At 54.8% G+C, this 21,016-nt stretch carries 20 protein-coding genes; 11 read left to right on the top strand and 9 right to left on the bottom strand.

The genetic code is table 11. The annotated features are described in order from the left end of the window. Positions 1 to 44 precede the first annotated feature (44 nt). Positions 45 to 398: a group III truncated hemoglobin gene (locus H8B13_RS04455; RefSeq protein WP_187309650.1), complete on the bottom strand. Its 354-nt coding sequence runs from the start codon at positions 396 to 398 to the stop codon at positions 45 to 47. Between the two features lie 193 nt (positions 399 to 591). Further along, positions 592 to 1,554 carry an EamA family transporter gene (locus H8B13_RS04460; RefSeq protein WP_187309651.1) on the bottom strand — a complete coding sequence of 321 codons (963 nt, stop codon included), beginning with the start codon at positions 1,552 to 1,554 and terminating at the stop codon, positions 592 to 594. A 136-nt stretch (positions 1,555 to 1,690) separates the two neighbouring features. On the opposite strand from H8B13_RS04460, the gene H8B13_RS04465 reads away from it, so the two are divergent. Together H8B13_RS04465 and lpdA are read left to right on the top strand one after the other, a co-directional pair. After that, positions 1,691 to 3,349: a M1 family metallopeptidase gene (locus H8B13_RS04465; protein WP_315985104.1), complete on the top strand. Its 1,659-nt coding sequence runs from the start codon at positions 1,691 to 1,693 to the stop codon at positions 3,347 to 3,349. Positions 3,350 to 3,690: 341 nt separating this feature from the next. Next, positions 3,691 to 5,097 carry a dihydrolipoyl dehydrogenase gene (gene lpdA / locus H8B13_RS04470; RefSeq protein WP_187309652.1) on the top strand — a complete coding sequence of 469 codons (1,407 nt, stop codon included), beginning with the start codon at positions 3,691 to 3,693 and terminating at the stop codon, positions 5,095 to 5,097. A 358-nt stretch (positions 5,098 to 5,455) separates the two neighbouring features. On the opposite strand, the gene H8B13_RS04475 is transcribed toward lpdA, so the two are convergent. Then, complete coding sequence (locus H8B13_RS04475) at positions 5,456 to 5,929, bottom strand: TlpA family protein disulfide reductase (protein ID WP_187309653.1); 474 nt, start codon at positions 5,927 to 5,929, stop codon at positions 5,456 to 5,458. A 286-nt stretch (positions 5,930 to 6,215) separates the two neighbouring features. Further along, complete coding sequence (locus H8B13_RS21135; protein WP_261990239.1) at positions 6,216 to 6,347, bottom strand: hypothetical protein; 132 nt, start codon at positions 6,345 to 6,347, stop codon at positions 6,216 to 6,218. A 135-nt stretch (positions 6,348 to 6,482) separates the two neighbouring features. Between H8B13_RS21135 and H8B13_RS04480 the strand changes: the two genes are divergently transcribed. The 6 genes from H8B13_RS04480 (at position 6,483) to H8B13_RS04505 (ending at position 12,038) form a co-directional block, all read left to right on the top strand. Further along, positions 6,483 to 6,719: a HEPN domain-containing protein gene (locus H8B13_RS04480; protein ID WP_187309654.1), complete on the top strand. Its 237-nt coding sequence runs from the start codon at positions 6,483 to 6,485 to the stop codon at positions 6,717 to 6,719. 131 nt (positions 6,720 to 6,850) lie between these two features. After that, a complete protein-coding gene (locus H8B13_RS04485; RefSeq protein ID WP_187309655.1) occupies positions 6,851 to 7,204 on the top strand; it encodes a nucleotidyltransferase domain-containing protein in 354 nt (117 codons plus the stop codon). 103 nt (positions 7,205 to 7,307) lie between these two features. After that, positions 7,308 to 8,561, top strand: coding sequence for a S41 family peptidase (locus tag H8B13_RS04490; protein WP_187309656.1), 1,254 nt, complete (start codon positions 7,308 to 7,310; stop codon positions 8,559 to 8,561). Between the two features lie 106 nt (positions 8,562 to 8,667). Next, entirely contained in the window at positions 8,668 to 9,207 is a 540-nt protein-coding gene (locus H8B13_RS04495) for a DUF1697 domain-containing protein (protein WP_187309657.1), read from the top strand. A 146-nt stretch (positions 9,208 to 9,353) separates the two neighbouring features. Continuing rightward, the gene (locus H8B13_RS04500; RefSeq protein ID WP_187309658.1) at positions 9,354 to 10,484 is read left to right on the top strand and encodes a putative sensor domain DACNV-containing protein; all 1,131 of its coding nucleotides are present in this window, start codon (positions 9,354 to 9,356) and stop codon (positions 10,482 to 10,484) included. A 273-nt stretch (positions 10,485 to 10,757) separates the two neighbouring features. Further along, entirely contained in the window at positions 10,758 to 12,038 is a 1,281-nt protein-coding gene (locus H8B13_RS04505; protein WP_187309659.1) for a PQQ-dependent sugar dehydrogenase, read from the top strand. Positions 12,039 to 12,181: 143 nt separating this feature from the next. Here H8B13_RS04505 and H8B13_RS04510 read toward each other — a convergent pair whose 3' ends face one another. The 4 genes from H8B13_RS04510 to H8B13_RS04525 all read right to left on the bottom strand — a co-directional run bounded on the left by H8B13_RS04510 (position 12,182) and on the right by H8B13_RS04525 (position 15,762). Next, positions 12,182 to 13,036: a DUF5694 domain-containing protein gene (locus tag H8B13_RS04510; RefSeq protein ID WP_187309660.1), complete on the bottom strand. Its 855-nt coding sequence runs from the start codon at positions 13,034 to 13,036 to the stop codon at positions 12,182 to 12,184. A gap of 183 nt (positions 13,037 to 13,219) precedes the next feature. After that, positions 13,220 to 14,209, bottom strand: coding sequence for a 23S rRNA (adenine(1618)-N(6))-methyltransferase RlmF (gene rlmF, locus H8B13_RS04515; RefSeq protein WP_187309661.1), 990 nt, complete (start codon positions 14,207 to 14,209; stop codon positions 13,220 to 13,222). 306 nt (positions 14,210 to 14,515) lie between these two features. Continuing rightward, positions 14,516 to 14,974 carry a cold-shock protein gene (locus H8B13_RS04520; RefSeq protein WP_187309662.1) on the bottom strand — a complete coding sequence of 153 codons (459 nt, stop codon included), beginning with the start codon at positions 14,972 to 14,974 and terminating at the stop codon, positions 14,516 to 14,518. 191 nt (positions 14,975 to 15,165) lie between these two features. Continuing rightward, complete coding sequence (locus tag H8B13_RS04525; RefSeq protein WP_187309663.1) at positions 15,166 to 15,762, bottom strand: pseudouridine synthase; 597 nt, start codon at positions 15,760 to 15,762, stop codon at positions 15,166 to 15,168. A 288-nt stretch (positions 15,763 to 16,050) separates the two neighbouring features. Here H8B13_RS04525 and H8B13_RS04530 point away from each other — a divergent pair, with 288 nt between their 5' ends. Then, complete coding sequence (locus tag H8B13_RS04530; protein WP_187309664.1) at positions 16,051 to 16,719, top strand: T-complex 10 C-terminal domain-containing protein; 669 nt, start codon at positions 16,051 to 16,053, stop codon at positions 16,717 to 16,719. Positions 16,720 to 16,981: 262 nt separating this feature from the next. On the opposite strand, the gene H8B13_RS04535 is transcribed toward H8B13_RS04530, so the two are convergent. Beyond that, positions 16,982 to 18,112 carry a hypothetical protein gene (locus tag H8B13_RS04535; RefSeq protein WP_187309665.1) on the bottom strand — a complete coding sequence of 377 codons (1,131 nt, stop codon included), beginning with the start codon at positions 18,110 to 18,112 and terminating at the stop codon, positions 16,982 to 16,984. Positions 18,113 to 18,286: 174 nt separating this feature from the next. Here H8B13_RS04535 and H8B13_RS04540 point away from each other — a divergent pair, with 174 nt between their 5' ends. Together H8B13_RS04540 and H8B13_RS04545 are read left to right on the top strand one after the other, a co-directional pair. Then, positions 18,287 to 19,150, top strand: a complete 864-nt coding sequence (locus H8B13_RS04540) for an SDR family oxidoreductase (RefSeq protein ID WP_187309666.1) — start codon at positions 18,287 to 18,289, stop codon at positions 19,148 to 19,150. A 307-nt stretch (positions 19,151 to 19,457) separates the two neighbouring features. Beyond that, positions 19,458 to 20,912: an aldehyde dehydrogenase family protein gene (locus H8B13_RS04545; protein ID WP_187309667.1), complete on the top strand. Its 1,455-nt coding sequence runs from the start codon at positions 19,458 to 19,460 to the stop codon at positions 20,910 to 20,912. Positions 20,913 to 21,016: the final 104 nt, after the last annotated feature.

A 21,016-nucleotide genomic window follows, 5' to 3' on the forward strand; every position in this document is an offset into this window, starting at 1 on the left:
TGATTTAAGCTACGCTAATCTGGCTGTGGATAGGGGGCGGAAAGCTACTCAGCGGCAAGGGCTATACTTCGGGCTTTCACCTTGGCTTCCTCAGCTTTATCACCTGCAAAATTTTCTTCCACCGCCTTGCTGAACAAGCCAATCCACTGGCGCTGGTATTGGCCGCGGGCTGGCATAGCTAGTTGTTGGGGAATAGGCTGGCCAGTGCTGTTGTTGCGACCAAATAAGGCGCTGCTCCAATAGTCATACAGCGAGGTAAGATGGTTGGGCCAATGCACAGCGGCCACCGCGCTAAAGATGGGTGATAGCAATGCATCTTGATTTACCTTTTGGCAGAAGCAATCTACCAAAACCTTGATGTCACCTTCGGTACGGATGTCGGGGAGAGCAGTTGGCATAAGTAGCTAAATAGCAGTAGGGTGATACATACGACAAGATTCCGACACCGTTGCCCCGCTACTTTAAGCGTGACGAGTGCCCATAGTAAACATACACAATCTGAAATTATTAATTCAATTTAATGTTAAATAAATTATACTGTTGAGTCTTAAAAGCGAGCTATTAGTCTGTGATAAGCATTTTATTGGCCTATCACTTTTTTTCAAGCTCAAGGGCTTCATTTTCCACTTCTTTGGGTTGCGCCTTCCGGCCGCCCAGCACTACTAGCATTACTGCTATTACAATCAGCGCCGCGCCACCCAACATACTTACATTGAGAGCTTCACCCGCGAAGGCCCAACCCAGAAGCACAGCCACCACCGGATTGACAAAGGCGTACGTGCCTGCTAAAGCCGGCTCTACTACCCGCAACAGCCAGATGTAGGCCGTGAAGCCCACAATGGAACCGAAAGAAACCAGATAAGCATACGCCCACCAGGATTTGGTTGTGACTTGCGCCAGCTCAAACCCATTGGCTTCGCCGCGTAGCAGGCCAACTACCAGCATCACTAGCCCCCCGCAAATCATCTGCATGCCGCCAGCTACAAAGGGAGAAGAGGCAGCCTGTTTTTTCTTGGAATAAAGTGACCCAATGGCCCACACCAACGCCGCCGTCAGCACCATCGTAATGCCTATTCCCTGTTTCCCAGGTAAGGCCACGTGAGAAGCTCCTGGGTGGCTGGCCAGCAGATAAACGCCCCCCAGTCCGAACACCAGTCCCAGCGCCACCAAGGCCGTCGGGCGCTGCGATACGCCGCTCATCCAACCAAGTACCGCCAGAAACATGGGTACCGTGGCTACCAGCAGCGAGGCCATACCAGTGGGAATATACTGCTCGCCCAGGGTAACGCCACCGTTGCCGAAGCCTAGCAGACAGACCCCAATGATGAAAGCCGTAATCCAGCCCTGAGCACTTGGCCGTGGAGCACCGCGCAGGCGCATAAAGCTATACAGCAGTACGCCAGCCAACGCGTAGCGCGTGCCCGCCATCAGCAGGGGCGGAATAGAATCGATGGCGAAGCGGATACCCAGATATGTGGAGCCCCAGATGATGTATACCGCCGCAAAAGCGAGCACCAATGACAGCCGGGTAGGGGAAGGAGCAGAAGTTGACATGAAACTAAACGGGAATGAGGCTGTAAACCTACGCCGGTTTTGGCGGGGCTGCTAGTCGGGCACTACTACGCAGTTCCGGGGTTGCGGCGTTTCAGTCAGGTTGGCGTTCTTTGCCGCATACTCCAATTCTCCTGCTGTGCGTTCTTCTTTTCTGTTTCTTCTTGCTGCCTTGCTGAGTTGTTCGCTCAGCGCCTCGGCTCAACTGCTGCCACCCAAGCCAGCTTTTACCCGCGCCGACTCCTTGCGCGGCACCCTCACGCCGCTCCGTACCTGCTACGACATCAAGTATTACCACCTCGATGTAAAGCTGGATGTGGCCAACAAATCCATCAGCGGCTCCAACCTCTTTCACTTCACGGCCACCCAAGATTTTACTCGGTTGCAGTTTGACTTGTTTGCCAATCTGAAGGTAGATAAGGTAGAGTATCAGGGTAAGTCGGTGCCCTACACGCGGGAAGCCAATGCTGTGTTTGTTACGTTTCCAGCTCCTGTTCAGAAGGGTAGTCGGGCCGAGTTTCGGGTGTTCTACTCAGGTCAGCCCACTGTGGCCAAAAATGCCCCGTGGGATGGCGGATTCGTATTCACCCAGGACAGCAAAGGCAAGCCGTGGGTGGCTACCGCCTGTCAGGGTGTGGGCGCGAGCATCTGGTGGCCTACGAAAGACCACCAAGCCGACGAGGTCGACAGCATGCTCATCAGCGTGACGGTGCCCAAAGGACTCAAGGATATTTCGAATGGACGGCTGCGCAAAACTACTAAGCTCAAGGGGGGCGCTACCCGCTTCGACTGGTTTGTGAGCAACCCTATCAACAACTACGACGTGGCCCTCAACGTGGCCGACTATACCCACTTCGCCGACGAATACGCCGGCGAAAAAGGCAAACTAACCCTCGATTATTGGGTTCTGCCCGAAAACCTCGCCAAAGCCAAAACGCAGTTTGCGGCCAACGTGAAACCCATGCTCAAGGCCATGGAAAACTGGTTTGGTCCCTATCCATTTTACGAAGACGGTTTCAAGCTAATAGAAACGCCTCACCTCGGTATGGAGCACCAAAGCGCCGTGGCTTATGGCAACAAGTACCAGAACGGCTACCTCGGCGCCGACCGCTCGGCCACCGGCTGGGGCCTGAAGTGGGACTTCATCATCATTCACGAAAGCGGCCACGAGTGGTTTGGTAATAACATTACCAGCAAGGATATTGCGGATATGTGGATTCACGAGTCGTTCACGTGTTACTCAGAAGGCTTGTTTACTGAAAGTTTGTTTGGGAAGCCCGCCGGCCAGGAATATGTGCACGGGCAGCGCCGCCACATCCAGAATGACCGGCCCATTATCGGCCCCTACGGTGTGAACCGGGAAGGTTCGGGCGACATGTACGACAAAGGCGCCAACCTGCTAAACATGGTGCGCACCATCATCAACGACGACGCGAAGTGGCGCAATATCCTGCGCGGCCTGGGGCAGCAGTTTTACCACCAAACCGTGACCAGCGAGCAAATTATCGGCTACATCAACCAGCAAAGTGGCCTGAACCTCACGCCCGTTTTCGATCAGTACCTACGCCACAACACCCTACCAGTACTCGAGTTTCGTTTTGAAAACGGCAAAACCTTCTGCCGCTGGGTAGCCAACGTGAGCGATTTCGCCATGCCAGTCCGCGTGCGCACCCGCGGCGGCGAGTATCAGTTTATCAGCCCCACTACCAAGTTTGCGCCGGTTGCTCTGCCCGGTGTTACCCGCGAAAATCTCGAAGTGGACACCTTCAATTATTACATCGGCGTGCTGGTGGACTAAGCGCGTGTCTGGTTATTTAACCTAAGTTGCGGACTACTATACTAAAACTAGTCTGCTAGCTTTCTAACTTCTTAAATCTAGTTTTCTAAAGCGCTACTTCAGTAGCTCGCAACTTGGGTTATTTATAAAGAACGTCATGCAGATCGCAGCGAAGCATCTCGCATGCTGACGTCTGATTACTAATCCCACTAAACGCGCGAGATGCTTCGCTGCGCTCTGCATGACGGTTCCAAAACCTGGCTCTAATGTCTGGGGGGCAAATCCTAGCGGCGGCTTTCGGTACCCGGCATTTTTGCCGACCTTCGCCCCGCTGATTTACACTGAATGAACTCACTCTTAGCATGAATCAATACGACGTAACTGTCATCGGCTCTGGGCCCGGTGGCTACGTGGCGGCCATCCGCTGCGCCCAACTTGGCCTCAAAACCGCCATTATTGAGAAATATCCTACGCTGGGCGGCACCTGCCTCAATGTGGGCTGCATCCCGAGCAAGGCTCTGCTCGACAGCACCGAGCACTACCACAATGCCCACACCACCTTCAAGGAGCACGGCATTGAGCTGAGTGATTTGCAGGTGAATATGAATCAGATGATTGACCGCAAAAACGGCGTGGTGAAAGCCAACGTGGACGGCATTCAGTACCTGATGAAGAAAAACAAAATCGACGTCATTCAGGGCCTCGGCTCCTTCGTTGATAAGACTCATATCAAAATCACGCCCACCGGCGAAGGCGAGGAGCAGCAGATTGAGACCAAAAACGTCATCATCGCGACGGGCTCCAAGCCGACCGTGCTGCCCTTTATTCAGCAGGACAAGCAGCGCATCATCACCAGCACCGAGGCCCTGAACATTCGGGAGGTGCCGAAGCATATGGTGGTAATTGGCGGCGGCGTTATCGGGCTCGAAATGGCTTCCGTGTATGCTCGCCTCGGCGCCAAGGTGTCGGTGGTAGAGTTCATGGACACCATCATCCCGACCATGGACCGCGCCCTAGGCAAAGAGCTGAAGCGCGTGCTGGGCAAAATCGGCATCGAGTTCTTCTTCAGCCACAAAGTAACCGGTGCCACCCGCGAGGGCGACACCGTGACCGTGACTGCCACCAACCCCAAGGGCGAGGAAGTGAAGTTTGAGGGTGATTACTGCCTCGTAGCCGTGGGCCGCTCGGCCTACACCCAGGGCCTGAACCTGGAAGCGGCCGGCATCGAGCTGGAAGAGCGCGGCCGCATCAAGGTCGATGAGCACCTGCAAACCAACGTGGGGGGCATTTACGCCATCGGCGACGTGGTGCGGGGGGCAATGTTGGCCCACAAGGCCGAAGAGGAAGGCGTATTTGTGGCCGAAACCATTGCCGGCCAGAAGCCCCACGTCAACTACCTGCTCATCCCCGGCGTGGTGTACACCTGGCCCGAAGTGGCGGGAGTGGGCTACACCGAAGAGCAGCTCAAAGAAACCGGCCGCGCCTACAAAACCGGCTCCTTCCCCTTCCGCGCCTCCGGCCGCGCCCGCGCCTCCATGGACCTCGATGGCTTCGTGAAAGTGCTGGCCGACAAGGAAACCGACGAAATCCTGGGCGTGCATATGATCGGCCCGCGCATCGCCGACCTCATCGCCGAAGCCGTAACCGCCATGGAGTTCCGCGCCTCCGCCGAAGACGTAGCCCGCATGAGCCACGCCCACCCGACGTACGCGGAAGCTATGAAGGAAGCGTGCTTAGCTGCTACCGAGAACCGTGCGATTCATATGTAATTTCTTGCGTACAACTAAAAACAAGAATGCCCCCGCTATTTTTAGCGGGGGCATTCTTGTTTTAGAACCATGAGCAGGACAACAAAAGTATATCTCTTTATAGCCCTACTGATTGCCTGTACCGGATACTATTGGTGGTCATACTTTGATGGCATTCGCTGTGAACCTTGTCTTCCACCACCGGTGCCTTGCCCTCCATGTCCGTCAGAACACGCTACACCTGTGGCATGGGTTACAGTAAGTGCAGAAGTAATACTAGCAAGTAGTTGGCTTTTTGTCAGAAGAAAATACTAGTTACACAGCAAAAAGTGGAAGCAACAGAGGCTGTAACTACAGGAGTTTCAGCCTCTGTTGCGTTTTATTCACTATAGGGCGAATTTTCTATGCAGGCTTTAATTATTGGTGAATACACCTGTATAGTCCGTTTCTCTGTCGTCAAACCGCCAGACATTATCTTAACGACCCTTCCCTGGGTATTAATAAAGATGACGTATGGAGTTGTGTTTTGAGTTAACGCCATGTGCTTGTTGCCACTTAATTTATTGTCGTCAGCTTGAGGAAAACTTAAAGGATGCGCTTGCAAGTGGCGTCTTATTGTAGCAGATTCATCGAAAGGAAATCCGAGGAAATCGACGCTCTGACTATACTTTCGATAAAGCGCATTCATGGCTGCAAACGAAGCCAAATCTGACTTTTTAGAATAGGCGGGAGCATCATCAAGCGTGGCTGACCAAAAGAACAAAACCATTGCTTTACCCTGCATAGGCGCTGTGCTGACACTATCACCACGGTACGTTTTCACCATAAATGCAGGGCCTACGGAGCCCTTCATACACTCGCGGATTTGTTCCTCAGATTGAAGCTCTGTATTCCTGGCTTCTAAGCCAGTTGTGTCTATTCCCTCCGGAAAATGACCTAGCCTTTTTGTACAAATGGCTAAATTTTCCTCATAAGTGTTTTCTCTTTGAGTTGAACAGGAGCAAAGGGTACAAAAAAGAGAAAGAGTGAAAGTGTAAATCTCATAGTTTAACTGAATCGATAAAAGGGTACTACGTCTTCTGTACCAGCTTGAACCCATCCTTCGTCACAAGGTACTGCTGGCCCTGAATGAGGTTGGTTTAGCTTTCCAGCAGCTTGCTTAGGTCCTCAATGTCGCCCTCGATGGTGTGGAGGGAGAAGCCGTGCTTGCGGGCCAGGGCGAGGTAGCGCGGGTTGACGTAGGCGTGCACCCCGCTGAGGATGATGCGCACGTGGGCCGTAGTGTGTTGAAAGAACTTGGCATCAGGGAAAGATATGGCTATTTGCTTGACTTAAGCCATAGCAGACTTAAACCCAAAGCGGCCACAGCAACTCAAGTTTCAGCCGCTTTTTAGTAGCTTGGAACCATGACCAAACACGACCACATTCTGTACTGGAAGGAAACGGCCGAAGAGGATTGGTTGGCGGCGCAGGACTTGTTGCAAACCAAACGGTATCTGCAATGCTTGTTTTGGGCGCATTTGGTTATCGAAAAGCTGAGCAAAGCGCACTGGGTACAAGACAATGCCAGCGACCATCCGCCGCGCATTCACAACATTTTGAAGTTGTGGCAGCAAACCACGTTGCAGCCTACGCCCGCTTAAGAAGTGGTGGCGCTTGATTTGAACACGTTTCAGATGGAAGGACGTTACCAGGATTACCAGCGCATCGCCTATCAACGGGCAACGGAAAGCTATACCCGTGCGTTGTTACAGGATATTGCCAACTTACGCTCATGGTTACTCAGCACGCTGCCTTAGCCGAAGTTCGCCAGTTTCTAGCCGAGCTATTGGAACTGGGTATTCCCCTGCGCCAGGCCATTGTGTTCGGTTCTTTCGCCCGCAACGAGCAGCACGAATGGTCGGATATTGACCTGGCTCTAGTAGCAGATAGCTTCAATGGTTTTGGCCCCGACGACATTAGGCCTTTCGTGCGCTCCCTGGTAAAGCACGTGGACATCGAGCCGCACACCTTCTCGCCCGAGCAGTTCACCGACTGGAACCCGTTCGTGAAGGAAATCAAGCGCACCGGCATTGTCGTGGGAGAGTGGGAACCCACTACCATTGGGAACCGGGCGATGCAACTGTAGTGTGCGAACTAGCAGCCGGAAACGCAAAGCGGCCTCAGCAACCCAAGCTTCAGCTGCTTTTTATTCCTAGGTTTGGCAGAGCTTCTTCCCAACCAGCTTCGCCGTGCTACTACAATTTGCCCCCCGCCTGATTGGTCTGGCGCTCCTGCTGCTGGTTTCTGGCCCGCTCCGCGCCCAGGCTACCTTTACCCCAGCGCAATACCAGCAGGATTTCGACTACTTCTGGACGACGGTAAAGCGCAACTACTGCTACTTCGACAAGAAGCAAACCGATTGGGACAAAGTCCGGCAGGTGGCTGAGCCGCAGCTAAAAAGTGTCACGACCCGCGCCCAGTTTGTGCGCCTGCTGGAAAACGCCCTGAACGAGCTATACGACAGCCACGCCTCGCTCTCCACCAACCTGCCCGACTCGCGCCGCCTGATACCGTCGGCTACGGACGTGTGGGGGGCATTTGCGGATGGAAAAGCCGTGCTGGTTGATATACGCCGCGGGTTTGGGGCCGAGCAGGTGGGCCTGCGCCCCGGCATGGAAGTAGCAGCCATAAACGACCTGCCCATAGAGCAGGCCATTCGCCCCTTTATTGGTCAAAGCTTAAAAACCGTGGACGACGCAGCCCGCCAGGTAGCCTTCAACCTGGCGCTGGCCGGCGACCATCGCACCCCGCGCAAGCTAACGGTGCTAGTGGGGGGCAAAAAGCAGGATTTCTACCCTGATAAAAACGGCCTCGCCCTGGAAAACATACGGTACGCCGGCCTGCTGGAGAGCAAGCGCCTGGGCACCGTAGGCTATATCAAAATCAATAACAGCCTCGGCAACAACACCCTGATAACGGCCTTCGACAGCGCCCTGACTGCCCTAAGCGATACCCAGGGTCTCATTCTGGATTTGCGCGAAACGCCCAGCGGCGGCAATACCACCGTGGCCCGCGCCCTGATGGGCCGCTTCATCACGAAAGAGCAGCCCTACCAGCGCCACGAGCTAACGGCCGAAGAACTGGCATTTGGCGTGAAGCGCACCTGGATAGAGCTTGTCTCGCCCCGACCAAATCCGTACACCCAGCCGCTTGTGGTGCTGGTAGGGCGCTGGACGGGCAGTATGCCGGAAGGCATAACCATCGGGCTGGATGGCATGAAGCGCGCCACGGTAATGGGTACCGAAATGGCCCGCCTGAACGGTGCTATCTACTCCTTCCGGATGCCGAATTCGGGTATTGGATTTAATATTCCGGCCGAGCGACTGTATCGAATCGATGGTTTGCCTCGGGAAAACTACGTGCCTCCCATACTTATTCAACCAGCGGCCGGCAGTGCTGACCAGAGTGTAGAAGCCGCTGTACTTCGCTTGCGCGACCAGTGAGTAGGTCGTAAGGCTAGAGTCCATTTCTGCTTACTATCGCCTATAGGTTAGGGGGCTTTTTCAAGCACTAAGTACCCTTTACTATCACAAAAAGTCCCCAGATCATATGACCTACATTGCCTTTCTGCGCGGAATCAACGTGAGCGGCCACCGCGTGACTATGGAGGTGCTGCGCCGTCTCTTCACGGAACTGGGTTTCACCAACGTGCGCACCTACATCCAAAGCGGCAACGTGTTCTTCGATACCCCGGAGGACGACCGCGCCCAGCTTACCGCCCGCATTGAGCAGCATTTACAGCAGACCCTAGGCTACGCCGTACCAACGTTTCTGCGCAGCCCCGAGGAACTGGAGCACCTGCTGGCGCTCAATCCCTTTAGCCACCTGACCGTGACGGACGACATGCGTCTGTGCCTGATGTTTCTCACTGAGCCAGCGCCAACCGGGCTAATCCTACCGCTTCGCTCGCCCAAAGCGGATATGGAAATTGTGCACCTCACTAATCGGGAGGCCTTCGTTATCTGGTATATCATCGACGGCCGCGCACCGGCTTCTACGAGCTTTGTAGATAAGATGCTAGGCCGCCGAACCACTACGCGCTTCTTTCCAACGGCAGCTAAAATTCTGGAGGCTGCTAGGAAAGGATGAGGTAAAAGGCGCCACGCTATTTTACCAGCGTAATACTTTGCTGCTTTCTATTGGGAAGCCAAAGCACTTGCCAAAAAAGCCCCCAGCGTTGATTGGCCGCCGCACGTATAGTAGCTTCCTGTTTCCAAAGCTCCCTCCTGCCCTGTATGCTTTCTGAACCCACCTACCTGGCGGCCCGCGTGGTGGCCCCAATGATTGAAGCGCATTTTGCCCGGCATCGGGCGGCCGCCAGCGCCCAGCAGGCCGTTCATCTGGGGCCGCCGCCGTTGGCGCATCTGGTGGAAGTGATGATCGACGTAGCGTTTTGGGCCAGTCTGAGGCGGGAGGAAGGGCACCCGCCCAAGATTTCGCTGGCCCTATTGGAGCCCGGGCAGGCAACTCAGGCCGTGGAGTTTACCAAGCGGCGGCTTATTCCTTATAACCTACTCAAGCTGGCGCCCGCCGTGGAGCAGCCCGGCATCCATTTGGGCGTGTGGCACGACGCGGAGGGCCTTTATGTGTGGGGCACTGCTACGGGCACGCCGCCGCTGAGTTTGGTGTTGGAAGTAGTGGAGCCTGGCCTGCTGGTAGCCAAACACCGCCGCGCTGATGGCTTCGGCAAGTTTGTGAACGTGGCCATCCTGCGCGGCGAGCAGCTCCAGTTGGTCGATAGCGAAAACACGGCCGTCGACGACTGTCCGGCGCTGCAGAAGTTTCTGCCGGACCCGGGGCTGCCCGATGCTGCCGGCGAGCTGGATAACGTGCTGGTAGAGCTGGCCGCCGTGATGCGCGCCCACGGCCGGGGCGGACTGGTGCTGGTGGTGCCCACTGAGTCGAGCAAGTGGCAGGAGTCGATTGTGCACCCCATGACCTACCCCGTGCTGCCCGTGTACACGGGTATTGCCGAAATTCGGCAGCAGGAGCAAGCCAAGTGGGAGTGGCGCGAAGAGATTCAGCGGGCTATTAGCATCGTGGGGGGCTTTACAGCCGTGGATGGGGCCACCATCATTACCCGCGACTATCATCTGCTGGCCTTTGGGGCGAAGGTAGCCCGCGCCAAATCCAGCATGCCCGTCGATAAAATGGTGCTGACCGAGCCTGTAGTAGAAAGCGAGGCCAAATACATGCACCCGGCCCAGAACGGCGGCACCCGTCACCTCGCCGCCGCGCAATTTGTGTACGATCAGCGCGATGCCGTGGCGCTCGTAGCGTCGCAGGATGGCTTCTTCACTGTGTTTGCCTGGTCAACTTCCCTGGAGATGGTGCACGCCCACCGCATCGATGTGCTGCTGCTGTAGGGGGGTGATTCCAAAGAGCATTATTGCGATTTTATATTGGTGTCATGCCGAGCGGAGCATCTCGCGTGCTGATGAGAGGTTAGTAATCTCACTACCGCGAGCGAGATGCTCCGCTCGGCATGACCATACCACTGCCTTTGCCAATCTCCCAATAAGCTTTTAACCTACTTATAGGCAACCTATGTTCGTTTTTGCGTATGGCTATGTAGCTGTTGTGCTTATAGTTACAGCTAGTGGTTAAATCGGCTTTTATACACCCAAAACAATACCTACATGACCAGACGCCCACTCATAGTTACTTCTATTCTATTGGCTGGCTTCGCTACCGCCTGCAACCAATCTGGCCAGGAGCAGCGCGCGCAGGCGCAGGATAACGAATCTGCGGTGTCAATCTCAGACCAAATCAACCGCCTGCCGCTCGAAACCCGCGAGGCCAACGTACCCGACCAGCGCCCTACTTTCGCCGGACAAACTCGGGCTAAGGCTATCAAATCGACTGTGGCCTTCGAGGTGACGGTGTTGGCCAAAGGACTCAAAAACCCCTGGGCCGTAGAACCGCTGCCCAACGGCGATCTGCTCATAACCGAGAAACCCGGCATGTTGCGCATTGTGTCGGCCACGGGGAAGGTGGGGGAGCCTATTAAAGGGTTGCCCGAGATATACGTAAGTGGGCAGGGCGGTCTGCTCGACGTAGCGCTAAGCCCAACATTCAGCACTGACCAAACGATTTACTGGTCATTTTCCGAACCTCGGGGAGCTAAAGGCAACGCCACCAGCGTAGCTAAAGGCGTGCTTTCTGCCGACCGTCGGAGCCTAAGCCAGGTGCGGGTAATATTCCGGGCGCTGCCGGCTTACGACGGTGATATGCACTACGGCTCCCGCCTGGCGTTTGGGCCGGATGGTATGCTGTACGTGAGCCTCGGGGAGCGCTCAGACAAGGAAATTCGGCCGCAGGCTCAGCAGATGAATAGCCACATGGGCAAAATCCTGCGCATCACCCCCGACGGCAAACCGGCCCCGGACAATCCATTTGCCAAGCAGGCCGGTGCTTTGCCCGAAATCTGGACGGTGGGACAGCGCAATGTGCAGGCTACTGCATTTGATGCGCAGGGGCAGCTTTGGTCCGTGGATATGGGGCCGCAGGGCGGCGACGAACTGAACCGGATTGAAGGCGGCAAAAACTACGGCTGGCCCCTGGTGACGTTTGGCGAAGAGTACTCGGGCGAGCCCGTACCTAACTCCGTCACCACCAAGCAAGGCTTCGTGGACCCCGTTTATTACTGGGATCCGGTGATTGCACCGTCAGGAGCCCAATTCTATACCGGCGACGCTTTTCCGGCGTGGCGCGGTAATCTGTTTGTGGGGGCGCTCAAAGACCGGGAATTGGTGCGCCTGCAAATTGAGAATGGCCGCGTGACGGGCGAGGAGCGCTTGCTATCTGACCGCAAGCAACGCGTGCGTGACGTAAAGCAAGGATCGGACGGCGTGCTGTACGTAGTAACAGATGAAGCCGACGGCGAATTGTGGAAAATTGCCCCCCAAGCCGGGTCATAAAAAGCGGAACAAGATCTGGGGGGCAAATTGCTTCTCAAAACCACATTTTACGGCAAATATTCACTCTCTGCTTCTCAAGTTTATAACACCAGAAGAGGCTGACGCTCCCCGAGCGCCAGCCTCTTTTTCATGATGTCAACTTCTTATTTTTTCAAGCTCAACACGTCCTTCAACTCCCTCACCTGAAAGGCGTTGTCAAGACCAATAAACCCGTTCATCATGGCCGTATGACTAGAGCCGGCCAATATCATCACCTTGTCGTCTGGGGCTTCGGTGAGCTTCTGCACCAGCGAATACATGTACAAGTTGCGGCGGTACCACTCCGATACCAGGAAAGGACCTACGAAGGCGTCGGCGGTGCCGGCGCGGTTCAGCAGCGTTATGTAAAGGCCATTATCGAAGGCGCGGCTTTCGGGCTTGTTGTGGTCGAGCAGAAGCTGGGCAAGCGTGTAGGTTTCCAGCTTTTTATTGGTATTGGCCTGATAGGTGGCCATCATCGATTCGATGTCTTTCAGCAGCTTTTCCTGGTGGGCGGCGTTCATCGCTTTCATCACGCTGTCGTAGGGAAAATCGGTCTTTTTGTAATCAATCGCGTGGATTTTGGCCAGCTTCAGCTTTTTTCCCGCCCGAAAGGCCAGCTGAAAAATCTCATTCTTCAGATAGAAATCTCGCTGCGACGGCTTCGTGTATTTGGCGGTCACGTACGCCTCATATTTGCCCCCCAGATACTGCGCATACAGCGCGTCCAGGTCACTTTGCTCGTCCCAGGGCCACTCCACAAATATTTTATCCGGCTGATACAGCCTGATCTTATCGGTCATCGTTTCCAGCTCGGCCTGCACCTTCGGGGCCATTACATCAAAGGTTTTCACCTTCACAACGTCGGCCCCTGGATTATTGAAGTGAAAGGTGCCAATGAGCAGCACTTCCGTCGGCTTGGTTTGCGCAAAGCTTGCGCTGGTAATAAGATAGGCCACCAGGAGAAGAAGTTTTTTCATGGAATGACTAGAAATAGGGAAGGAATAACGAAAAAGAAGTGGCTAAATGCCAGATTATCAGCTCTCCGATACAGGCATAACTCTGGGCGTCTGCACTTGCAAAAAGCAGAAGTGCGCTTCAATTAGATAGGGTAGCTACTAGTAAGATGCGCTGGGGCATCAAAAGGAAGCCCGGCCGCAAATTTATTTCTGCGCCGGTTTTGCCCCCCAACGCTTCTCCCGCCACGTCTGTTGCTGCTCTGCGTCCAGAAACGTCCAGGCCACGATGCGGCTACTCTTCTGGCCCTGCGCCATGTTGATAGTGCGCACCTCAGCGGCCCCCGCCTTTTCCAGCGACTTATACAGGCCCGGCAGGGTTTCTTTCTTAGATACCAGCGTCGTAAACCAGAAGATGTTGCTCTTACTTAGGGTGCTTTCCTGAGCCATGTGCCACAAAAACGTGGCCTCACCGCCGGGATACCACAGTTCCGAAGCTTGGCCGCCGAAATTCTGGGTAGGCGGGGTCTGGGGGGCTTTTTGGGTGCCTAGGTTGTGCTCCTTGCGCCGGCTGCTGGCCTCAGCCTCCTCTTGCGAGCCATGAAAGGGCGGGTTGCACATGGTCAGGTCGAAGAACTCCTTGGGCTCAACGATATCGTTGAAAATATGGGTGGAGGAAATTTGGCGGCGTATGTCCACGTTGCCAGCCAGCGTGCTATTGCTGGCCACAATCTGCTTGGCCATGCGCAGGGCTACCACATCTACATCGGTGCCCACGAAGCGCCAGCCATATTCCTTATGCCCGATGATAGGGTAAATGCAATTGGCCCCCACGCCCACATCAAGCACCCGAATGCTTTTGCCCCGCGGAACTACATCACCATTGACGGAGGCGAGCAAATCGGCCAGGTAGTGAATGTAGTCGGCGCGGCCAGGAATGGGCGGGCACAGATAGCCGGCCGGGATATCCCAGTTTTGAATACCATAGAATTGCTTGAGCAACGCCCGATTCAGCGCTTTTACAGCTTCGGGGTTGGCGAAATCAATGCTGGCGTCATCGTACTTGTTCACCGCCACAAACGGCGCCAGCTCCGGGGAAGTGTTGATCAGTTGGGGAAAGTCGTAGCGGCCCCGGTGGCGGTTGCGGGGGTGCAAAGGGTCTTTCTCGGGGGTATCCTGGGGCGGTTGGGTTATCATTAGGGTAGAGGGGTAAATGAAGGCGAATCAAGACTGCTCTAACATTAACTAATAAAGAAAAGGTGGTCATGCAGAGCGCAGCGAAGCATCGGTCGTAAGATTACTCTAAATACGTGAGCGAGATGCTTCGCTGCGCTCTGCAGGACCGACTGCTTAAGCTACTATATGTACGTGTATGACAGGCAATCAAAGTCAGTACAGTGCTACTCAGGTGCTAGCAAAAACAAAAGCGGCCGCAGCTCCGAGGAGTTGCGGCCGCTTTCTTGCCGGAGGTTAGTACGCTGGCGTAGATCGTTTTATCAAAAGCTAAGCCTCGGCCAATTTAACAGAAACGGCGGTTGGTCCTTTCTGGCCCATGGCCACTTCAAAGGTCACCTTATCGTTTTCTTTGATCTGGTTGATCAACCCGTTGGCGTGCACAAAAATGCTTTCCTGGGTCTGCTGATCCTTGATAAAGCCGTAGCCTTTCGAGTCATTAAAGAAAGACACAACACCCTTCCGAATAACGTCAGGCTGCTCCATGTCTTCCTGCTTCATGGTCGTAATCTGGATATCCTCCTGATTAATAACCTTTTTCTTTTTTGGATCCGGAGGAGAATCAACGATGTTGCCGTTTTCGTCAACGTAAGCCAGCATATCCTCTAGGCTCTGACCCTTCTGCGCATTTGCTTGGCGCTCTTCTTTCTTCTCAGCCTTATCGGTACGCTTCTTTAATCGTTTTTTCTCATTCTCTTTTTTACCAAACGTTGCTTGTGATCTAGCCATTTTTATTTTTTGATTTTAAGTAATACACACTGTAATTCCAGCCAAAGCCGGGGGCTCAAAGAAGGCCATCATCTTACTACAGACGGCGAAAAACTAAAGTTCAGCACAAGGCATAAACGTCTTAGTACAAAGCTGAACCGCGGGGAGCGCCTACCCGATGAAAGCAGAAAAAGGGCAGGGAATCATCAAAGTTACAGCAATTCAACTTCTTCCTGTTGCTGAGGCAGGTAAAAGCTGTCAAGTTCTATTACGTCGCCGGGGGGCAAATCGTGCAAATAGATAGCGCCGATCCGCACCCGGAATAGGCGTAGCGTCGGAAAACCGACGGCTGCGGTCATTTTGCGCACCTGCCGGTTTTTGCCTTCTGTGAGCGTAATGGATACCCAACTGGTGGGGCCGTGGCGGTCGTCGCGGATTTTGCGGGTGCGGGGGGCAAATCCTGGTGCTGTTTCTAATTTAAATGCAGTGCAGGGCGTGGTCTGGTATTTTACGTCGCGAATACCAATTTCGACGCCTTGCTGTAATTGCACAATGGCGTCGTCCGTAATTATTCCATCGACCTGGGCGTAATATTCTTTCTCTACTTTTTTGCTGCGCACCAATTCGCTCATTTTTCCGTCAGTGGTGAGCAATAATAGTCCTTCGCTTTCTTCATCCAGGCGCCCAATGGCCATCGTTCCTTCCGGAAAATCGTGTAAGTCGCCGAGCAACTTCTTCTTTTTTAATTCACAGACGAACTGACTTAAATAACCGTACGGCTTGTGAATTATAAAGTGTTGATGCGACATGTACGAGACGAATTAAATTAACTAAATGCGTAAGCGATGGGTAATGGAATTGTTTCGGAAGAAATAAGATCAAGATGTAAATATGTGTTATCTTATTACTAATCAATAATTAAACAGATAATAAACACATTGGCTCCTCCCGTGGCGTGCGCGCTAACCGTTCAGTGGAACAGCCACAACCAGCGCCGCTTCTACCAACCTGGCCCAACCTCGGCTCAACAGTCACCGTACAGCGGCCGATGGCAATGTATTAGCTAATGCCTATTTTTCATTTTCTGTTCCCCGACCATGAAATCCGCTCTGTTTCTCCTTTCCTGCGCCTCCGCCTTATCGTTGGCTGCCTGCAATACCGACAAAAAAGCCGCCGTGGATGCGGCCACCACACCCTCGGCCGATACGGCCGTGGTAGCCGATAACGACGTGGTGATGCTTTACCGCGAGCAAGGTAACCGCGTAGCCAACCGCGTGACCACTGATCTGGGTATTACCGACACCGCCCAAGTTCGCGAGGTGCGCCGCGTGTACGACACCCGCGCCACCCGCCTGGGCGAAGTAGACACCCGCTATGCCTCTGATACTACCGGCCGCACCACAGCCCTGCGCGAAATTGACCGCGACACCGACATCAAAATTAAGGACATTGTGAAGGACGATGACCGATACATGACCTACGAGGAAAAGCGCGCCACCTACTACACCGGCGAAGAATACGCCGCCGAAGAGGAAGCGGATAAGTCGGCTTCTACCACCGGCGCAAGGCCCGCTCCGGCGCCTGCCCGTCGCCAGGGCCCGGCCATCGTGAAGTCTGAAAGAAAGAAGAACGGTGAATCGAAAACTGTGTACGCCGACGGCCGCACGGTAAAAGTGGACAAAGATGGCGACCGCAAAATTGAATACCCCAACGGCACCAAAGTAAAGCGCGACGCCGATGATGGCGAGCGCAAAGTGAAAGACTAGCCTCCCCCCCGGCCCCTCTCCTAAGGAAGAGGGGAGCCACACGCTCAGCCTACGCGGCTACGTCGGCTTGCGCCTCCGCAACCGCTACCATATAATTAGGTCTTAATGCAAAAGCCCACGACTCAAGTCGTGGGCTTTTGCATTAACGCCTTTATCTACCACTAAAACGCGGTAGCAGTGCTAGAGACGATAGTCGACAGGGCGGCGCAGGTTGAGCGTGTGGCTCCCCTCTTCCTTAGGAGAGGGGCCGGGGGGGAGGCCCTTACTGCACTACCCCAAACGCCTGCAGCTCCTTGGTAATACGCTCGTTCCAGCGGGCCTGAGCGGCGTCGTTCGTGCCATTGCCGGTTTCGCCGTCGTACTGTTCCTGCATGCGGTTCATTTCCTGATACGACAGTAGGTACTGATACTGCAAGTGGCCGGCGTAGTAATCGACGGACAGCGTGTCCTGCCGAATCCGTTGTTTAAAGCGTTCCACCACCAGCTTTACCACATCGAAGTGTCGCTGCTCGTGGTTGAGGGTATAGGGCGTACGGGCGTGGTCGGCTACCCAGGAGGAGCTACGCACCACGAATGTTTTCATGGCGATGTGGAGCTGCATTTTGCCCCCCACAACCTTCGTGGCACCTTGGTAGGCGAAGTTGGGAAATATCACCGCTGCGGTATTACCACCAGATTGGCGGGTGCCCTTAAAATCAGCAAAATCGAGGGGGCGCTTGGGGTCGTAGAACAGCGTGTCCGCCTCCTGATTATCTGTATAGTCGGTGAAGAAAACCTGCACGCCGGTAGCCAGCTTGGCATTGTGGGGGGCATTTTGCTTTACCCACGTGTGCAGATACCGCATAGCTTCAGTCAGCGCTTGGCGCAGGGTGGGCTCCACAACGCCAAGCTGGCCGGCAGGGCGACCGTAGCGGGCGGCGCCCTGATACTCGGTAAGTGCTATCGTTTGGCCGTCGCGCTGCCAGTCGAAGGCCATTTTTATCGTAATGCGGCCGTCAACGCGGCTGGGTGCTTTTGGGTCGGATGTCTCCGTGACTTTGCACTCGCGCAAACGGATGGTGATGGGGCGTAGCTGCTTATTGGCAGGAAGTGTTTGCTGAATAAACTTCTGAATAACGCTGCCTCCGCCACCCTGCAAATCAACCGCTTGCGGCTTTGGTGCAGGCGCCGTAGTGGTAGCGGTAGCTGGCGGAATCAACGAGGCCACGGCGCGGCGGTCGGGGCGCTCATCTATCACCTGAGCCACGTAGAACTCCTGGGGGGCAAATGTTTGAGTAGGAGCCAACAATCGAATAGGAGGTACCGGCCCCACCGACTGCGCCGCCAGCAAGAGCACTCCCGAAAGTATGGCTACTACCCAACTCATTGCCGGGCGCAAAAATGTCAGCAGCATGGAGGGATAAATGGGTGAAGCCAGAAGCCAGTAATTAAGGCTTCTACATTAGAGACTTGACAAAACGTTCCCACCCGTCAACCTACAAAAAGCCCCCCAGCTTTCTGCCACCTGAACAATAACCCTTCGTAGCAAGCAGCGTTGTTAGTTTTTTATCCTAACCAACCATATGCTATGGAAACTAAACCCACGACATTGCCACCCCAGAAGCAGGAGCAGCAGCCTGGCCTGGAGCAGGAAATGACGCCCCAGCCCGAGTACATTCGGTCCAACTATAAAGGCAGCGAAAAGCTGCAAGGCAAAGTAGCCCTCATCACGGGCGGCGACTCCGGTATTGGCCGCTCCGTGGCGGTGCACTTCGCCCGCGAGGGCGCCGACGTAGCTATTACCTATTTGCCTGACGAAGAAGAAGATGCTTACAAGACACGCCAGTTGGTAGAAGAAGCCGGCCAGCGCTGCCTCACCCTGCCCGGCGACCTACGCGACCGGCAGTACTGCGAGCAAATTGTGCAGCGCACCGTCGATGAGCTGGGTGGCCTGAATATCTTGGTAAACAATGCGGCTGAGCAGTTTCCCAGCCAGGACATGAAGGAAGTATCGGATGAGCAGTGGGAAGACACCTTCCAGGTCAATTTCTTCTCCTTCGTGCGCGTAACACGAGCCGCACTCAAGCACCTTAAAGAAGGCGATTCAATCATCTGCACGTCATCAATCAACGCCTACCGTGGCAATCAGCAGCTTATTGATTATTCGTCCACGAAGGGCGCTATTACGGTCTTTGTCAGGTCATTGGCTCAGCAATTGGCGGACAAGAAAATCCGGGTAAACTCCGTGGCACCCGGCCCCATCTGGACGCCGCTTATTCCAGCCAGCTTCCCTCCGGAGAAAGTAGCCTCCTTTGGCAAAGACACCACCATGAAGCGCCCCGGACAACCCTCCGAAGTAGGCCCCGCTTACGTGTTCCTAGCCTCCGACGACTCCACGTATTTCACCGGCCAAACCTTACACCCCAACGGCGGCGAAACGGTGAATACCTAAGCTGATCAAGCTATAACAGGCCGTCAGTTACAGCGAAAGGCGGTCATGCAGAGCGGGAGCGAAGCATCTCGCGGGCTGATGTATGATTACTAATCTTACTACCGCTGGCGAGATGCTTCGCTCCCACTCTGCATGAGCGTTCAAGTTAAATTCGACAATAAGAAGAAGCCCCCCAGAAAATTTCTGGGGGGCTTTTTCGTGAAGAAATCGTGAAGAAATATAGCTTGGCTAGCAACTCCTGACTACCTAGCTTGAGCGACAAATTTCCGTACCTTAGAAGACGCACTTTACCGCCTCATTCTCTCGTATGGAAACCCTTGATACTCCGATTGCTGCCGCCTCTGCACCTTTCGATCCCGCGCTGCTGCCGGAGCTGTTTGGGCGGCTCAAAACCCGTAGCGAAATCCTGCGTCGGGAGGGAGCCAGTGAGCGGATTGCGCGTCTGCGTAAGCTGAGTCAGTGGATAGATACTAACCGCACGCGCATTCAGCAGGCCATGTACGCCGACTTCCGCAAGCCCGCGCAGGAAGTGGATATGTCGGAAATCTACGTCTCTCAGGTGGAGTTGAAGCACACCATACAGCACGTAGCCCAGTGGATGCGTTCCCGCCGCGTGGGCACGCCGCTGGCCATGATGGGCACGAAAGGGTGGGTGCAACCCGAGCCCAAAGGCGTGGTGCTTATCATTGCCCCCTGGAATTATCCCTTCTACCTCGCCGTCGACCCATTGACTTCGGCTTTGGCTGCCGGCAACTGCTGTATTCTGAAACCTTCCGAAATCACCCCCGCTACCAGCGCCCTCATCCGTCAGATGGTAGAGGAAGTGTTCGACCCCAGCGAAGTAGTAGTGTGCGAGGGCGACAAAGACGTATCAACGGCCCTACTAAAGCTGCCTTTCGATCATATTTTCTTCACAGGCAGCCCGCAAGTAGGCAAAATAGTCATGCGGGCCGCCGCTGAGCACCTTACCTCCGTGACCTTAGAGCTGGGGGGCAAATCGCCGGTGCTGGTAGACGAAACCGCCCACCTGCGCGACGCCGCCGAGAAAATCGTGTGGGGCAAATTCCTCAACGCCGGCCAAACCTGCGTGGCTCCCGACTACCTGCTGGTGCACGAGAAAGTGCGCGACAAGCTAATTGACGAAATCAGGGCCGCTACCCGCCGCCTCCACGACCCCACCGGCGAAGGCGTGCAGCAGTCCAATACCTTCGCCCGCATTGTCAATAAGCATCATTTCCAGCGCGTTAGTAAGCTGTTAGAAGAAGGCCAGCGTCTGGGGGGCGTTTTGGAGATGGGCGGTATTGTCGATTCGTCGGAGAACTTCATTGAGCCTACGCTGCTGGCCGAAGTGCCACCGGAGGCTGGTCTGTGGAAAGAGGAAATTTTCGGTCCTGTACTTCCCCTGCGTACCTACAGCACCCTCATGGAAGCTGTGGATTTTATCAACCACCGGCCCCGCCCGCTGGCTCTCTACCTCTTCAGCCGCAGCGCCGAAAACCGCCGCTACGTGCTCAAGCGCGCTCCCGCCGGCGGCGTCGCCCTCAACGATACCATTATTCACCTCATGCACCCTGAACTGCCATTCGGTGGCCTCGGCAACAGCGGCATGGGTCGCGCCCACGGCCGCTATGGCTTCGACTCGTTCTCCAATCTCAAAGCAGTATTGAGGCAGCGTATCGGCCAAACCTCGATTAAGTTGCTGTACCCGCCCTACACGCCTAAGGTGAAGCAGATGATAGAGATGGTGATGAAGTGGTTTTAGCTACTTATTCTATATAGAGACGCACGAGTTTATTCTAGGCATTGAATACAAATCACCTGTCATCCTTCGTGCCGAACACCAGATCAAGGATGACAGGAACATTA

It is taken from the genome of Hymenobacter sp. BT188, from assembly GCF_014333585.1.
Classification (GTDB): Bacteria; Bacteroidota; Bacteroidia; order Cytophagales; family Hymenobacteraceae; genus Hymenobacter.

What these genes read in the sequence shown, in the direction of transcription:
- H8B13_RS04455 (WP_187309650.1), bottom strand. Translation starts at nt 398, where the DNA reads ATGCCAACTGCTCTCCCCGACATCCGTACCGAAGGTGACATCAAGGTT.
- H8B13_RS04460 (WP_187309651.1), bottom strand. Translation starts at nt 1,554, where the DNA reads ATGTCAACTTCTGCTCCTTCCCCTACCCGGCTGTCATTGGTGCTCGCT.
- lpdA (WP_187309652.1), top strand. Translation starts at nt 3,691, where the DNA reads ATGAATCAATACGACGTAACTGTCATCGGCTCTGGGCCCGGTGGCTAC.
- H8B13_RS04475 (WP_187309653.1), bottom strand. Translation starts at nt 5,929, where the DNA reads ATGAAGGGCTCCGTAGGCCCTGCATTTATGGTGAAAACGTACCGTGGT.
- H8B13_RS04480 (WP_187309654.1), top strand. Translation starts at nt 6,483, where the DNA reads ATGACCAAACACGACCACATTCTGTACTGGAAGGAAACGGCCGAAGAG.
- H8B13_RS04485 (WP_187309655.1), top strand. Translation starts at nt 6,851, where the DNA reads ATGGTTACTCAGCACGCTGCCTTAGCCGAAGTTCGCCAGTTTCTAGCC.
- H8B13_RS04495 (WP_187309657.1), top strand. Translation starts at nt 8,668, where the DNA reads ATGACCTACATTGCCTTTCTGCGCGGAATCAACGTGAGCGGCCACCGC.
- H8B13_RS04500 (WP_187309658.1), top strand. Translation starts at nt 9,354, where the DNA reads ATGCTTTCTGAACCCACCTACCTGGCGGCCCGCGTGGTGGCCCCAATG.
- H8B13_RS04505 (WP_187309659.1), top strand. Translation starts at nt 10,758, where the DNA reads ATGACCAGACGCCCACTCATAGTTACTTCTATTCTATTGGCTGGCTTC.
- H8B13_RS04510 (WP_187309660.1), bottom strand. Translation starts at nt 13,036, where the DNA reads ATGAAAAAACTTCTTCTCCTGGTGGCCTATCTTATTACCAGCGCAAGC.
- rlmF (WP_187309661.1), bottom strand. Translation starts at nt 14,209, where the DNA reads ATGATAACCCAACCGCCCCAGGATACCCCCGAGAAAGACCCTTTGCAC.
- H8B13_RS04520 (WP_187309662.1), bottom strand. Translation starts at nt 14,974, where the DNA reads ATGGCTAGATCACAAGCAACGTTTGGTAAAAAAGAGAATGAGAAAAAA.
- H8B13_RS04525 (WP_187309663.1), bottom strand. Translation starts at nt 15,762, where the DNA reads ATGTCGCATCAACACTTTATAATTCACAAGCCGTACGGTTATTTAAGT.
- H8B13_RS04530 (WP_187309664.1), top strand. Translation starts at nt 16,051, where the DNA reads ATGAAATCCGCTCTGTTTCTCCTTTCCTGCGCCTCCGCCTTATCGTTG.
- H8B13_RS04535 (WP_187309665.1), bottom strand. Translation starts at nt 18,112, where the DNA reads ATGCTGCTGACATTTTTGCGCCCGGCAATGAGTTGGGTAGTAGCCATA.
- H8B13_RS04540 (WP_187309666.1), top strand. Translation starts at nt 18,287, where the DNA reads ATGGAAACTAAACCCACGACATTGCCACCCCAGAAGCAGGAGCAGCAG.
- H8B13_RS04545 (WP_187309667.1), top strand. Translation starts at nt 19,458, where the DNA reads ATGGAAACCCTTGATACTCCGATTGCTGCCGCCTCTGCACCTTTCGAT.